Annotated in this window: 13 protein-coding genes; 5 read left to right on the forward strand and 8 right to left on the reverse strand. The window is 60.4% G+C overall.

Features of this window, described 5'->3' with window-relative positions:
• Position 1: 1 nt before the first annotated feature.
• Positions 2 to 2575, reverse strand: coding sequence for a cyanophycin synthetase (gene cphA, locus ACOAP0_RS14690; protein WP_498376999.1), 2574 nt, complete (start codon positions 2573 to 2575; stop codon positions 2 to 4).
• A 7-nt stretch (positions 2576 to 2582) separates the two neighbouring features.
• Positions 2583 to 4757, reverse strand: coding sequence for a cyanophycin synthetase (locus ACOAP0_RS14695; RefSeq protein WP_498377000.1), 2175 nt, complete (start codon positions 4755 to 4757; stop codon positions 2583 to 2585).
• A 181-nt stretch (positions 4758 to 4938) separates the two neighbouring features.
• Between ACOAP0_RS14695 and ACOAP0_RS14700 the strand changes: the two genes are divergently transcribed.
• Together ACOAP0_RS14700 and ACOAP0_RS14705 are read left to right on the forward strand one after the other, a co-directional pair.
• Entirely contained in the window at positions 4939 to 7197 is a 2259-nt protein-coding gene (locus ACOAP0_RS14700) for a cyanophycin metabolism-associated ABC transporter (RefSeq protein WP_498377001.1), read from the forward strand.
• Positions 7194 to 7685, forward strand: a complete 492-nt coding sequence (locus tag ACOAP0_RS14705) for a cyanophycin metabolism-associated DUF1854 family protein (RefSeq protein ID WP_498377002.1) — start codon at positions 7194 to 7196, stop codon at positions 7683 to 7685. Before ACOAP0_RS14700 ends, ACOAP0_RS14705 begins: the two co-directional genes overlap by 4 nt.
• A gap of 46 nt (positions 7686 to 7731) precedes the next feature.
• Here ACOAP0_RS14705 and ACOAP0_RS14710 read toward each other — a convergent pair whose 3' ends face one another.
• From ACOAP0_RS14710 to ACOAP0_RS14735, 6 genes are all read right to left on the reverse strand, one after another.
• Complete coding sequence (locus ACOAP0_RS14710) at positions 7732 to 8292, reverse strand: DUF1569 domain-containing protein (protein WP_087496621.1); 561 nt, start codon at positions 8290 to 8292, stop codon at positions 7732 to 7734.
• Between the two features lie 15 nt (positions 8293 to 8307).
• Positions 8308 to 9132, reverse strand: coding sequence for a pantoate--beta-alanine ligase (gene panC / locus ACOAP0_RS14715; RefSeq protein WP_498377003.1), 825 nt, complete (start codon positions 9130 to 9132; stop codon positions 8308 to 8310).
• 115 nt (positions 9133 to 9247) lie between these two features.
• Entirely contained in the window at positions 9248 to 10150 is a 903-nt protein-coding gene (gene panB / locus ACOAP0_RS14720; RefSeq protein ID WP_087496623.1) for a 3-methyl-2-oxobutanoate hydroxymethyltransferase, read from the reverse strand.
• A gap of 104 nt (positions 10151 to 10254) precedes the next feature.
• Positions 10255 to 11103, reverse strand: a complete 849-nt coding sequence (locus tag ACOAP0_RS14725; RefSeq protein WP_087496624.1) for a segregation and condensation protein A — start codon at positions 11101 to 11103, stop codon at positions 10255 to 10257.
• Between the two features lie 62 nt (positions 11104 to 11165).
• Positions 11166 to 11372, reverse strand: coding sequence for a DUF3460 family protein (locus ACOAP0_RS14730; RefSeq protein WP_498391446.1), 207 nt, complete (start codon positions 11370 to 11372; stop codon positions 11166 to 11168).
• A 42-nt stretch (positions 11373 to 11414) separates the two neighbouring features.
• Positions 11415 to 12440, reverse strand: coding sequence for a DUF2167 domain-containing protein (locus ACOAP0_RS14735; RefSeq protein ID WP_498377004.1), 1026 nt, complete (start codon positions 12438 to 12440; stop codon positions 11415 to 11417).
• A 94-nt stretch (positions 12441 to 12534) separates the two neighbouring features.
• Here ACOAP0_RS14735 and nadC point away from each other — a divergent pair, with 94 nt between their 5' ends.
• The 3 genes from nadC (at position 12535) to ACOAP0_RS14750 (ending at position 15055) form a co-directional block, all read left to right on the forward strand.
• On the forward strand, positions 12535 to 13404 hold the full coding sequence (nadC, locus tag ACOAP0_RS14740; protein WP_498377005.1) for a carboxylating nicotinate-nucleotide diphosphorylase: 870 nt from the start codon (positions 12535 to 12537) through the stop codon (positions 13402 to 13404).
• Entirely contained in the window at positions 13404 to 14507 is a 1104-nt protein-coding gene (gene nadA, locus ACOAP0_RS14745) for a quinolinate synthase NadA (RefSeq protein WP_498377007.1), read from the forward strand. The genes nadC and nadA overlap by 1 nt, the downstream gene beginning before the upstream one ends.
• 107 nt (positions 14508 to 14614) lie before the next feature.
• The gene (locus ACOAP0_RS14750; RefSeq protein WP_498391447.1) at positions 14615 to 15055 is read left to right on the forward strand and encodes a hypothetical protein; all 441 of its coding nucleotides are present in this window, start codon (positions 14615 to 14617) and stop codon (positions 15053 to 15055) included.
• Positions 15056 to 15287 lie beyond the last annotated feature (232 nt).

The raw sequence follows: 15287 nt of genomic DNA on the forward strand, positions 1-15287 counted from the left end.
CTTACTGGGCTGCAGCCACTTTGGCGGCGATGTGGGCCATGGCTTCTTCAACCTGGTCCACCAGCACCAAGCACAGCTCGCCGGCCTGGAGCTTGTCCATGGCGGTATCAATCGCCAGGAACTCGCCGAACACTTCGGATTGCTGTTTGGTGCGCTTGGCATTTGCCAAGCCTGCGCGCAGCAGAGCCAACACCTCGCCGTCGTTGCGGCCACGCTGGCACTGGTCTTCAAACATCACCACTTCATCAAAGGCGTCGCCCAGAATTTCGGTTTGCTGGCGGATGTCCTGATCACGCCGGTCGCCGGCGCCGCTGATCACTACTGAGCGGCGGCTTGCAGGCAAGGCTTGAACGGCTTGCACCAACGCCAGCATGGCGTCCGGGTTGTGGCCGTAATCAGCAATCACGGTAGCACCGCGGAACTTGAACATATTGAAACGACCTGCTGCGTTGTGGCTGTCGTTCGAAAAGTTGGCCAAGCCTTTGCGGATCACGTCCCAGCCCAATCCCAGGGACCAAGCCGCGGCCACGCTGGCCATGACGTTGTCTACCTGGAAACCGATGGCTCCGCCCAAGGTGATGGGCACATCTTCCAAGGGAATGGATTGCAGCATGTCGCCTTTGCTGGCGATCAGGTGCTTGCCTTCCACGTAAACCACCGCCTGCCCTTGGGCCCGGTGGGTGGCCATTACCGCGTTGTTTTTGTCGGCGGCAAAGAAGATGACTTCCCCTTTGCACTTGGCCGCCATGGACGCGACGATGGGGTCGGCCGCATTCAACACCGCCGCACCGGTGGACGCCACGTTTTGCACGATCACGCGTTTGAGCACTGCGAGTTCGTTGACCGTGGTGATGTAGTTCAGCCCGAGGTGGTCGCCGCTTCCGACATTGGTGACTACGGCGACATCGCATTTGTCGAAAGCCAAGCCTTCGCGCAAGATGCCGCCCCGTGCAGTTTCCAGCACAGCCGCATCTACATCGGGGTGCAACAGGACACTCTTGGCACTCTTGGGGCCACTGCAGTCGCCGGTGTCAATGCAGTCGCCGTTCACGTATACGCCATCGGTGTTGGTCATGCCGACCTTCAAGCCGTTTTGTGTCAGCAGGTGCGAAATCAGGCGAACGGTGGTTGTTTTGCCATTGGTGCCGGTGACTGCAACGATGGGGATTCGTCCGTCCTGTCCTTTTTTGAACATGCTGCTGATGATGGCTTCGCCCACAGCGCGGCCTTTGCCGAAGGAAGGAGACAAGTGCATGCGCAAACCGGGTGCCGCATTCACTTCCACGATGCCGCCGCCTTGCTCTTCCAGAGGGCGGAGGATGGTGTCGCACACCACGTCCACACCGCAAATGTCCAAGCCCACCATGTGTGCTGCGGCAATGGCGCGCGCGGCCACTTCGGGGTGCACGTCGTCTGTTACATCGGTAGCTGACCCGCCGGTGGACAGATTGGCGTTGTTGCGCAAGTTCACGCGTTGGCCCTTGGCAGGCACAGATTCGGCATTGAAGCCTTGGGTCGCCAGTGTGGCTTTGGCAATCTCGTCAAAGCGGATTTTGGTCAGCGACGTGGCATGCCCCGATCCGCGGCGCGGGTCGGAATTCACTTGGGCCACCAGCTCCGCAATGGTATGTACGCCATCGCCGACCACCTTGGGCGGGTCACGACGTGCAGCGGCTACCAACTTGTCGCCCACGACCAGCAAGCGGAAGTCGTTGCCCGGCATAAAGCGCTCGACCAGGATGTCGTCGCGGAATTCCTTGGCCACGGCAAATGCTTTGAGCAATTGCTCTTTGCTGGTGATGTTGACCGTGACGCCCTTGCCCTGGTTGCCGTCGTTGGGTTTCACGACCACCGGCAAACCGATTTCTTGGGCTGCCGCCCATGCGTCCTCTGCATCGATTACCGAACGCCCACCCGGGACCGGCACGCCCGCTGCGGACAGCAGCTTTTTCGTCAGCTCCTTGTCCTGCGCAATGGCTTCGGCAATCGCGCTGGTCACGTCCATCTCGGCGGCCTGAATGCGGCGTTGCTTGCTGCCCCAACCGAAGCGCACCATGCTGCCTTCGGTCATCCGGCTGTAGGGAATGCCGCGTGCTACTGCTGCGTCCACTATGGAGCCGGTGCTGGGCCCCAAGCGTACGTCTTCATCCAATTCACGCAGCTCGTCCAAAGCAGCAGGCAAGTCAAACGGGGTGTCGTTCAGTGCAGCATTGCACAGCTTTTCAGCCAACTCCATGGCCAGGCGGCCCACCTCTTCTTCGCTGTATTCCACAACGACCTGGTAGGTGTTTTCGTCCACCGTAGGTGTCGTGCAGCTGAAGGTGACGGGGCATCCCGCTTGCGCCTGCAAACCCAGGGCCGCCAATTCCAATACCCGTGCGAGCGACACGCTTTCCGCGTGGCCTACCGGTTGGAACGGGCTGATTTCGGGGAATCGGGCGCGCAGCTTGTCTTCAAACCCGGGAATGGACGATACCGCTGCCTCTTGGGCAGTGCAGATCACCACAGACTGGATGGCCGTGTGGTGGCTCCACAGATTGGGGCCGCGCAGGGCGCGGATACGGGTGACTTCCATAGTGGGCTCAGTAAGGAGTTTTCTTGGGGTTGGATTCGAATGTGCGCAGTCCGGCGCCAATCAATTCCACGGGGATATCAAGCGCCCAAGCGGCACCGATCGCGGCCATCACCATTTCAGGTTTGGCGGCCTTGGCGGGTTTGAGGGTCGCAAGGGGCAGCACCGCCATTTCGTTGGTGCCTTCCACCAGAACAATTTCGCCATCCCGTACAAACAAGGCGCGGCCTTCTTTGGCGCGGTGGGCGACGATCGCCGCGTTGTCTGCATCAGGTGCGTAGAAGATGATTTTGCCGTCACACAGATCGGCCAGTTCCACCACTTGCGGGTCAGTCGCATTCAGCACAGCCGTGCCGGATGGCAAAACCACATCAACTTGCGTACGCGCCACTTTGTAGGTTTGTTCCGCATCGAGAATGTCGAACTCCGCCAGATCAGGGGTGCAGCTGATGTCGGTCACCACGCCCACGGCGCAGCGGTCATACGCCAGACCTTCCGCGAGGATCATGCGGCTGCTGTTTTCAAACACCGCGGCTTGCACCGAGCGGTTGATAAGCAGGCGCTGGCTGGGCTCCCAATGGGCACTGTCTTTGGCGTCGATCTGGCGACCATCCAAGTACAGGCCTTCGCTGCAAGCCAGGCCCACATGCTTGCCACTGATGTGCACCAGCCAAGCAATCAGGCGCGCCAGGCGGCCTGTGTGCTGGGTACCTGTGACACCGATGACCGGGATTCGCGCATCGGCTTCCGGGGCAAACAGGTGTTCCACAATGGCTTTGCCCACATTGCGCGGGGTACCGATGGCAGGCTTGATGTGGAACAGCAAACCGGGGCTGGCATTCACCTCAATCACGGCGCCTCGTTGGCTCTTCATGGGTTTGGAGCAGTCCTCCATCACCATGTCGATGCCGGCTATATCCAGGCCCACAATGCGTGCCGCAAGTGCAGCAGTAGCTGCCACGGTGGGGTGCAGTTCATCGGTCACATCCCACGCCACATTGCCGTTACGCTGGATCAGGACCTTCTGGTCTTTGGCGGGTACGGAGGCGGGCGTCAGCCCGGCGCGGCGCAATTCCAGTTGAACCTCCGGGCTCTTTTCCGGTTCGATAGGCGAGAGAGGCAGTTCTTCAGCCTCGCCGCGGCGAGGGTCGGTGTTGATTTGCGCATTCACTAGCTCAGTGACGGTGCTGGTGCCATCTCCGATGACCCAAGCGGATTCGCCGCGGGCAGCTGCGACCACCCGTTTGCCGACCACCAGCAGGCGGTGCTCGTTGCCGGGTATGAACTTTTCCACAATCACGCTGCCGCCGCTTTGTTCTTTGGCCACGTGGAACGCCGTTTCGATGCTGGCTTTGTCAGACAAGTCCAAGGTGACGCCGCGGCCGTGGTTGCCGTCATAGGGTTTGACGGCCACAGGTAGCCCGATGTCCTGGGCTGCTTCCCAGGCTTTCTCGGGCGAATTGACCAAAGTACCCTCAGGCACTGGCACACCGCAGGATTTGAGCAAGCTTTTGGTCAGGTCCTTGTCGCTGGCAATCTCTTCGGCAATCGCAGAGGTCTGGTCTGTCTCAGCCGTCCAGATGCGGCGCTGGGCAATGCCATAGCCCAGTTGCACGAGGTTACCTTCTGTGAGGCGGATAGAGGGGATGCTGCGGTCGGTCGCTGCATCCACAATATTGGAAGTGCTGGGCCCGAGGCACAGGGAGTCCACCATGTCACGCAGCTCGGTGATATGGGCGTCCAGCGCATAAGCGGTGTCGTTGATGGCGGCCATGATCAGGTCACGTGCCACCACCAAGGCCTTGCGCCCGATCTGTTCCTGCCGGGTGCGGAATGCAATCTTGTAAACACCGGGCTTGGACATCTGGCGTGCCTTGCCAAAGCTGGTTTGCATACCGCTCAGGTTCTGGATTTCCAGCGCCACATGTTCCATGATGTGCGCGGCCCATGTGCCTTCACGCAGGCGCTCGAGAAATCCGCCACGGACACCGGGACTGCATTTGTGTTCAATCAAGCCGGGCAACCAAGTGGTCAGGCGTTCGTAAAAGCCGGGCAGGGTGTTGGAGGGGTGGTTTTCCAGCTCACCAATGTCAACCCAGGCCTCGATGACCGGGCGGTAGGTCCAGATGTTGGGCCCGCGGAGGTGGGTCACCCGAAGAATTTCGATATTTTTCTTGGCTGTCATTGGAATGTGGGAAAAGAGCGGTCCACCATTGTTACGCTTTATGCGTTGTGTATTTTCGCTCACTGATGATGCGGAAACCTGCCTGATTACGCTAGCGCGTAGTATCGACGGCCTGAAGTGGGACGAGCCGCAGGGCATGTCACCCTAGAAAACTGATTCAAATTCACCCTTTTTGCGATCCATGACCACAGAAGCCCCTGCTTTAACCACGCTGTCCGGCGAAATGCCGTCCATTTGGCGTGAAGCGGTCCAAAAACAACTCCGCCCCCAAGAGAACGTGTTGGCCACCCTGGAGGTTGACCTTGACCAGCAGCTGCGCTTCGTCAAAGGTCTGGTTGTGCTGACCAACCAGCGTTTGCTGTCTTGTGCGGGCACCCAGCAGGTGTGGACATCCTGGGACCTGCAGGCAGGCCAGAAGTTGCTCCATCATGACCACGCGGGCGTGGGTCATATTGATTTGCTGGATGCCAATGCCTTGTTGGGCAGCTGGCGCTTCACGCTTGGACAGAACCTGTTGGCCATACGGTTGGCGGACCAATTCCAAGCTCAACTGGAAAGCACGGTTTCGGGGCGGCCGCTCGCGCAGGCCTTGACCAACGTCTGTCCGAGCTGCAAAGCGCCTCTGGAGCCCGACCAGGAGGAGTGCCCGGTGTGTACCAAGGTGGTTCATACCCCGCCCAGCACCTGGACGCTGTTCCGCCTCTGGCGTTTTGCCCGGCCCTATAAAGGCCAGTTGCTGTTGGGTTTTGTGCTGACCTTGTTAGGGACTGCCGCTAACCTGGTGCCGCCTTACCTCACGATGCCCTTGATGGACAACGTGCTGATCCCGTTCCAGAACGGACAAAAGATCGACTCCATGCTGGTGGGTATGTACATGGGGGGACTGTTGGGCTCTGCCTTGCTGGCGTGGATCCTGAGCTGGGCCAAGACCTACATCCTCGCCCTCGTCTCAGAGCGCATAGGCGCTGATCTGCGCACCACCACGTACGAGCATTTGTTGCGTTTGTCGCTCGAGTATTTCGGTGGCAAGCGCACGGGCGACCTGATGTCGCGCATCGGCAGCGAAAGTGACCGGATTTGCGTGTTCCTGTCCTTGCACCTGCTGGACTTCGCGACCGACGTGATCATGCTCACCATGACGGCCGTCATCCTGTTTTCCATCAACCCGTGGCTGGCGGTGGTGACTTTGGTGCCCTTGCCATTCATTGCGTGGATGATCCATTTCGTGCGGGACCGTCTGCGCACGGGTTTCGAGAAAATTGACCGGGTATGGGGTGAAGTGACCAACGTGTTGGCTGACACCATTCCCGGCATCCGTGTGGTCAAGGCGTTCGCGCAGGAGCGTCGCGAAGCCACCCGATTCCGCGAGGCCAACAAACACAATCTCGCGGTGAACGACCGCATCAACAAAATCTGGTCTTTGTTTTCCCCCAGCGTTTCTTTCTTGACGGAGTTGGGTTTGTTGGTGGTCTGGGCCTTCGGTATTTGGCAGGTGTCCAAAGGCGAAATCACGGTCGGTGTGTTGACGGCCTTCATTGCCTATATCAGTCGCTTCTACGGCCGCTTGGATTCCATGAGCCGCATTGTCTCTGTCACGCAAAAGTCTGCTTCCGCCGCCAAGCGCATTTTTGACATTCTGGATCACGTCTCCAGCGTGCCTGAGCCGGTCAACCCGGTGCCCATGGGCAAAGTCCAGGGCAGCATAGAGGTGCGAGATGTGGGATTCCGCTACGGTAATCGTGAAGTCAACCGTGGGATCAACCTCAAAATCGCGCCCGGAGAAATGGTGGGGTTGGTCGGACACAGCGGCTCGGGAAAAAGCACGCTGGTCAACCTGATCTGCCGTTTTTACGATGTGTCCGAAGGCGCCATTCTGGTGGACGGTGTAGATATCCGCTCCTACGCCATTTCAGACTACCGGCAGAACATCGGTTTGGTGCTCCAAGAGCCCTTCCTTTTCTTCGGCACCATCGCGGACAACATCGCCTACGGCAAGCCGGACGCGACCCGTGCCGAGATCATCGCCGCCGCTCGCGCCGCGCATGCGCATGAATTCATCCTGCGCTTGCCACAGGGTTATGACTCCATGGTCGGCGAGCGCGGTCAGGGCTTGTCCGGCGGGGAGCGTCAGCGTATCTCGATTGCGCGTGCCTTGCTGATTGACCCGCGCATCCTGATCCTGGACGAGGCCACCTCGTCGGTGGACTCCGAGACCGAGAAAGAAATTCAGAAGGCGCTGGAAAACTTGGTGCAAGGCCGTACCACCATTGCGATTGCCCACCGGCTTTCCACGCTGCACCGGGCTGATCGCCTGGTGGTGCTGGACCGCGGCAAGGTAGTGGAAGAAGGAACCCATGACGCTCTGATGGCAAGCGTTGGTGCGTACTTCAATCTGTACCAGGCCCAGGCCCGCAACAACATGATGGAGGAGGCCGCATGAGCGCGCTCTACACCGTAACCGCCAGCCGCTTCACCCTGGAGCGCACACCTTTTGGCAAGCTGGTGCTTATCAATGAGTCGGGTGAGCGCTTTGAGGGCGTGGTGCCCGTGCGCGCTTTCCCGATCCAGTCGCCGGAGGACGGTATTTCGCTGGTTAGCACTGATGGCAAGGAGGTCGCCTGGGTGGACCTGCTGTCCGATGTGCCCCAGCCCGCCCAAGACCTGATCCGGGCGGAACTCGCTACCCGTGAATTCATGCCGGTGATTGAACGCATCGTGTCCGTCACCAGCTACTCCACACCTTGCACCTGGACCGTGGAAACTGACCGTGGTACCACGGAGTTTGTGCTGCGCGGTGATGAAGACATTCGCCGTATCGGCAAAGACAACGCCTTGCTGATTGCAGATGCCCACGGCATTCAATACCTGGTGCGCGACCAGTTTGCTATGGATACCCATAGCAAGCGGGTACTGGACCGCTTCCTGTAAAGAAAAAGGCACCCGAGGGTGCCTTTTTTCATGAGGCCTGGAGTGCTCAGGCTTTGATGGTGAAGCCTGACAGGTGTTGCGCGAGGTGCATGGCGTGCGCCTGCTCATATTGTGGTTTGGTCAGTGCGCCATAGGCGAAGTGAGGCTTGAGCTCTCCACTCCATTGCGCAAACGCTGTGATGGCTTTTTGCAAACGCTCCACCGCCGCAGCGGCAGGGGTATCGCTTGCCAGCACCGGTGCGCCGGGAATGGGTTCCGCCAGGTTGTGGCTCATCTTGCCGCGCCAGCTGAACACGCCGAATGCGGCAGCACCCACGGTTTTTTGAAACAGGGCCGACTTGGGTTCGGGAAACCCGCTCATCGAAAACTCAATGCTCTGGGCGCAATGCTCCAGCGTTTGGCTCCAGCTGAACACAGCGGCGCTGTCCAGGGCCGGTGCCTGTGCAAGTCGCATCACCTCTTCTTGTGCAGCGGACAGTGTGCTGAACTGCAAGCCGCGGTCCTGGCCAGCGGCACAGGCGGTGAGCATGCCGCCTGTAGCCAGAACAGAGAGGGCGGCGCCGCGGGTGAGGCAGGCACGACGTTCGGGGTTGAATTGCGTTGTCATACGAGAGTCAGGGAGTCAGATTTCCATATTGTCGATCAAGCGGGTCGTGCCCAACCGCGCTGCGGCCAGTACGACTTTGGCATCACCTGCTTGTGGCGTCTGCAGATCGCTTTGCCGGCGCACGGCCACATAGTCGGGAAACCAGCCTGCGGCGCGCAGGGTTTGCATACCCTCCTGTTCCAGGCGGGCCAGGTCGGTCTCTCCCTGACGCACGTTGTCCACGATGTGGCGCAAGGTCCGGGACAAGAGCAGTGCCTCTTCGCGTTGTGCCGGGGACAAGTAGCCATTGCGGCTCGACAGGGCGAGGCCTGCCTCATTGCGCTGGGTTTCGCCACCGATCACATCAATCGGCAAGGCGAATTGCTTGACCATGTTCCGTATCACCATCAGCTGCTGGTAGTCTTTTTTGCCGAATAGGGCAGTGCGGGCCTGTGTCACTGCCAACAACTTCATCACCACGGTGCACACCCCGATGAAAAAGCCGGGACGGAAGTGGCCTTCCAGAATGTCTGCCAATTCGGTGGGCGGGTGCACCTTGAATGTTTGCGCCTGCGGATACAGCTCGGACTCTTTGGGTGCAAACACGATGTCGCAGCCAGCCGCTTCCAGATGTTCACAGTCGGCTTCCAAGGTGCGGGGGTAGGTGTCGAAATCTTCGTGTGGCGCGAACTGAAGCCGGTTCACAAAGATGGTGGAAATCGTCACGTCCCCCAGTGGCTTGGCCTGACGCACCAGCGCCAAGTGACCCGCATGCAAATTGCCCATGGTTGGCACCACGGCAGGGTGACGGTACTGGCTGAGCGCCTCGCGCAGCTCGGCAATCGTGTGAATCAGTTGCATAGATAAACAGAAGGGAAGTTACGACCAGAGATACCGCCGGTCTGGCTTTGCCAGTCGGCTGGTATCGTCCCCTTGAGGGGGGAAGCGCCGGAGGCGCTCCTGGGGGGAGCCACAGTCACCAGGCGTGGATGGCGTCATCCGGGAAGCTGCCGTTTTTGACGGCGGCCACATAGGCTTCCATGGCACCGCGGATGCTGCTGGCCTCCAGCATGAAGTTGCGCACGAACTTCGGGTTCTTGCCCAGATTCACGCCCAGCATGTCGTGCAACACCAGCACCTGGCCGGCGGTGCCTTTACCGGCACCTATGCCTATGGTGGCGCAGTTCGGCAGTTCGCGGGTCAGCTCTGCCGATAAGGGGGCGGGCACCATTTCCAGCACCAACAGGGATGCACCTGCATCCTGTAACTCGTGGGCTTGCTTTTTCATGACGTCGGCAGCGGCATCGCCACGGCCTTGGACGCGGTAACCACCCAGGGCATGCACCGTTTGCGGGGTGAGCCCCAAGTGGGCGCAGACCGGAATGCCCCGCTCCACGAGAAACTGCACCACTTCGGTGGTCCAGCCGCCGCCTTCCAGCTTCACCATGTGAGCGCCGGCTTGCATGATCACGCTGGCACTGCGGATGGCCTGCTCTTTGGATTCCTGGTAGCTGCCAAAAGGCAGGTCGCCGATCAGCCATGCTGTGCCTTGCGCACGGCGCAGGCCGCGGGCCACGCTCTCGGTGTGGTATGCCATGTCGTCCAGCGTGACGCCCACGGTGCTGTGGCGGCCCTGGCAGACCATACCCAGCGAGTCGCCCACCAGAATGCACTCCACGCCTGCGGCATCTGCCACAGCGGCAAAGGTCGCGTCATAGGCGGTGAGCATGGTGATTTTTTCACCGCGGGTGTGCATCTCCTGGATACGTGGCAGGCTGATGGGCTTGCGCGTGGATGGCGGAGATGCCGGGGGCAGCGTGCCGTAGGGAGTCGCGTTGGTTGCGCTGGAGGCTTGTTCACCGGTCGGGTTCAGGGCCATGGGGGACTCCAAAAATCGGGATTACAAATCGGGCATGCCGAGGGTTTGGCGAAAGTGGGGCGAATACTAACCGCAGTTGCGCCCCCTGAAATAGAGGGCCCGGCTCAGGTAGGTGAATACGCCAGGCGCACATAGATGGGCGCGAAGGCTTCGGCCTGGGTGATTTCGATCAGGGTTTCCTTGGCCAGCTCCAGCAGGGCGATAAAGGTCACCACCAGCACCGGCACGCCCTGGGTCGTATCAAACAGGTTCTCAAACCCCACAAAGCGCTGACCCTGCAGCTTTTTGAGCACGATGCTCATGTGCTCACGCACCGAGAGCTCTTCCCGGCTGATCTTGTGGTGCTGCACCAGCTTGGCCCGCTTCAGGATGTCGCGCCAGGCGGTTTGCAGCTCGTCCACCGACACATCGGGGAAGCGGGGCTTGAGGCTCTGCTCGATGTAGACGTTGGCCTTCAGGAAGTCGCGGCCGTATTGGGGAATGGCATTTAGCCGCGCGGCGGCCAGCTTCATCTGCTCGTATTCCAGCAGGCGGCGCACCAACTCGGCCCGGGGGTCTTCGGCCTCTTCGCCCTCGGCGGTCTTTTTGGGGGGCAGCAGCATGCGCGATTTGATCTCGATCAGCATGGCCGCCATCAGCAAATACTCGGCGGCCAGCTCCAGATTGCGCTTGCGGATCTGGTCAACGTAGACCAGATACTGTTTGGTCACGCTCAACATCGGGATGTCGAGGATGTTGAAGTTTTGCTTGCGGATCAGGTATAGCAGCAAGTCCAGCGGGCCTTCGAAGGCCTCCAGAAACACTTCCAGCGCGTCGGGCGGGATGTACAGGTCCTGCGGCATGGCGAACAGGGGCTCGCCATACAGGCGCGCCAAGGCCACCTGGTCCACCACGTCGGGCATGTGCCCGAGTTCGGCGCCCCCGGAGGAAACGCCTTCGGTGCTGGAAGTCATGATGCTATTGAATCAGGAGCTGCTCGCGCAGATTCGGCGGGCGCTGGAGCCTGATTGGATGCTTAATCGTTCTTGGTCTGGTAAACGTACGGCTTTTGCGCGACCTGGGTGCTGCGGAAGCCTTTCCAGGCCATGCGGTCCACCACTTTGTCCCACAGCAGGGCGCGTCCCTTGCGCTGCTCGGCTTCCAGCGTCGGCTTGGCGACCTTGAGCTGGTCGATGAACTGGGTGGCTTCAGAGCGGTAATCGGGGCGGCGGAAGATGTTCATGGCAATGTCCTAATTTGCTGCATTTTAGCGGCTGCCTGTGCCTCAGGCCTTGTCACCGCTCTGGCCGGTGCGTACCTGGTCAGCATGCGGGTGCGGGGCCAGGGGTTGGGGCAGGGTGCGTTCGGGGGCATCGCGGTCCACCATTACCGTGTTGGCGAACTCATCGTCGGCGGATTTGGCTTTGCGTTTCTTGAACCAGTTCAGGATGCCGCCTCCAAACGCCAATGCCGCAATGGCCGCTACTTTCCAGAACTTGGCCAGAAACACGGCCAGTGTGGCAAACAGCCCCAGTTTTTTGCCTACAGCGCCTACCACCAAGGCGGCAAGGCCGTATTCGGCTACGCGGTCGGTGCTGGAATTGAAGTCGGCGTAGCGCTTGCCCTCGGCGAATTGCATCGCGTCCAGGAGCGTGTGGGCGGCGGGCTTGTAGGTCGGCAGCACGTTCAGGTCGGTCACCAGGTTCATGCTGAAGTAGCCTTCACGGCCGAGCGCGAAAGTGTTGTAGTTCACGCCTTGGGGCTCGCTCTCAGCGGCGCCTTTGTCGCGGGACGACATGGCCCAGGCCAGGCGGTGGGTGTTGGTGTCATAGGTGGGTTTTTGTGCCCAGCCCAGAATTTCCATCTCGGGCACGCCCATCTTCTTGCGTTCGGCATTGACAGTCTCGGTGCCGTCTTTGTAGCTTTGCAGCAGTTCGTCCACATCCCAGTTTTTGGCATCGTCGTCTTTGACGTAGCCTGAACGCTCAAAGCGGATGGTCATGAACCAGGGCGCATCGCCATCGGGAAACACCAGGCCCTGCAGACGTTCGTCATTGCCGGGGTTGCCCATGGCATTGAGCACTTTGGTGGCGTGGGGCTGGGGAATGTAGGTGTGGCCCGCGGGCAGCGCCAAGGTGCCTTGCACGGTGTCCTGCACCTTGAGCGAAATTTGCGCCGGGCCCGCCTGGGCAGCCGCTTTGGCCTCCGCCCAGATGCGTTCGGATTCTTCCTTGCTGATAGCTTGTGCGCCTGCCGTGGCGTGCCAGATGAACGCCAACGCGAGCAATGCTTTCAAAAAACCATGTTTCATGGGGGCCTCGAGTGCACGAGTCAAAAGAGAGTGCATTCTGGCATGCCCTGTGGCTGCAATCCGGGTGAAAGGCAGGCGGGTTATCCTCGGATGTATGAGCACTTTTGACTTTTCTTCTGCCGACATTGCTGCCTTGGCGCAGGCTGATGTGGCGCGCGCTTTGTCTGAAGACGTGGGCGCTGGCGACCTGACCGCTTCGTTGATCGACCCCGCCCGCCGCGCCCGTGCGCGCGTCCTGGCCCGTGAGTCGGCCGTCATTTGCGGCGAGCCCTGGGCCACTGCGGCCGTGCGCGCCCTGGACCCGTCTGCCGCCATTATTTGGCACGTGCGTGAAGGCCAGCGCTGCCAACAAGACCAGGTGGTGGTCGAGATGGAAGGCAACGCCCAGGCGCTGCTGACCGCGGAGCGCACCGCGCTGAACTTTTTGCAGCTGCTCAGCGCTGTGGCCACCAAAACCGCCACTTTTGTGGATGCAGTCAACGAAGTGCCCGGCAACCGCGCCGCCATCGTGGACACCCGAAAAACCATTCCCGGCCTGCGCTTGGCGCAGAAATACGCCGTCAAAACCGGTGGCGGCACCAACCACCGCATCGGCCTGCATGACGCCGTGCTGATCAAGGAAAACCACATCGCAGCCGCTGGTGGCGTGACCGCAGCCCTGCAACGCGCCACCCAGTTTGCCGCCACCGCCAAGTTCATCGAGGTGGAAGTGGAGACGCTGGATCAATTGCGCGAAGCGCTGGATTGCGGCGCCAAGATGGTGTTGCTGGACAACATGACGCTGGCCCACTTGGTGCAGGCCGTGGCCATCAACGCCGGACGCGCGATTCTGGAAGTGTCCGGCGGCGTGAACTTGGACACCGTGCGGGCGATTGCTTCTACCGGTGTGGACCGCATTTCCATAGGCGCGCTCACCAAAGACGTCAAGGCGACCGACTTTTCCATGCGATTCGAGGACCTGTGATGAGCGCCAGTGATGTGATCGACGTGGAGTACGAGCAGCCGGCATGCTCCACCAAACATGCCTGGGCCCGCGTACCCGTAGAGCCCACCCCGGATGAACGCAGCGCGCTCAAAGACAAGATCAAGCGCCTGCTCAAAGAAAAGAACGCGGTCATGGTGTCGCACTATTACGTGCACCCCGACCTGCAGGATCTGGCGGAAGAAACCGGCGGCCTGGTGAGCGATTCGCTGGAGATGGCCCGCTTCGGCCGCGACCACAGCGCGCAGACGCTGGTGGTGTCAGGCGTGAAGTTCATGGGCGAGACCAGCAAAATTTTGTCGCCGCACAAGACCGTGCTGATGCCAGACCTGGACGCCACCTGCTCGCTGGACCTGGGCTGCCCTATCAGTGAATTCAACGCCTTTTGCGATGCCCACCCCGACCGCACCGTGGTGGTCTACGCCAACACCAGCGCTGCCGTGAAGGCGCGTGCCGATTGGTTGGTGACCAGCAGCTGTGCACTGGATATTGTGAAAGCGCTCAAAGACAAGGGCCAAAAGATTTTGTGGGCGCCCGACAAGCATCTGGGTGGCTACATCCAGCGCGAAACCGGCGCTGACATGGTGTTCTGGGAAGGCGCCTGCATCGTGCACGACGAGTTCAAGGCCTTTGAGCTGGAAGCGCTGATCAAGGAGCACCCCAAGGCCAAAGTTCTGGTGCACCCCGAGTCGCCGAAAGAGGTGGTGGCCCTGGCGCACGCCGTGGGTTCCACGAGCGCCATCCTCAAAGCTGCGCAGACCCTGGACGCTGACACCTTCATCGTGGCCACCGACAACGGCATGCTGCACAAGCTGCGCACGCTCAACCCCGGCAAGATCTTCATCGAAGCCCCCACCGCGGGCAACAGCGCCACCTGCAAAAGCTGCGCCCACTGCCCCTGGATGGCCATGAACGGCTTGGCCGGTGTGGCGCGGGTGCTGGAACACGGACTGAATGAAGTCCACGTGGAAGCCCGCTACCTCGACCGCGCGCGCCTGCCGATTGACCGGATGCTGGCGTTTACCGCTGCGCTGAAAAATGGGCAGCCGGTGGGCGGATTGATCCCGAATATCGGGGCGGCTTGAGGTCGGATTCGTAGTGTTTTTCGCCTCTGGCGCCCGTGGAATATGCGCGAATAGCTCCTGAAACCATAGCGTTATCGACCATGCGGATCAGCGTTGCAGCTTATTTCTTGCTCGCTTCCATTGCCGGCGCCTTGTTGACGGTAGGTTCGGTTGCGGCCCAGTCGCCGGTGCCGGGACACGCACTCCGGTTTGATGGTGTCTACCGGTCGGGCCCGGATGCAGACAGTGCCGGTGGCGAATACTGCGCCTACTTGCGCTTCTACCCCAAGGGTGGGGTGGTTGGTGTCAGCAGCGAATGCACCGAAGACACGCCCAAGCGGATGCGCAATTGGTTGACGTGGACCAACGCCAGGAAACCGGGGGCCGGCCTGCAAACAGGGTCTTACAAATTCCAAGAAGGCACCATCGCGTTTGTGACCCGCAGCGAGTACGGCAAGGTCAGCTACCGCGGCGTGGTTGCGGGTGATTCCCTGAAGCTGGACTCCCGCTCATACATCAACGGACACGTTGATTCGGACACTTATGTGTTCGTGGACTGGTCGCGCTGAGCTTTAGCCATCAACGCTCAACACGACTAAACGGCATCCACTGCGCTGGAGTTGCAAATGGTTGAACCTTCAGAGGTCTGAGGGTCTGCGCAAGCAACTGTTTGTTTGATGGCGGATGGATCGCACAGGCCCACAAATGGATGTGCTTTTGCCTCTCAACCCCATATGTAACAGTGTCATAAAAGCTTCACAAATTAGTCATTCAATAGGGTTTACCCGCCCCGATCTGGGG

The organism is Curvibacter sp. Hmag1.1 (genome assembly GCF_059769165.1).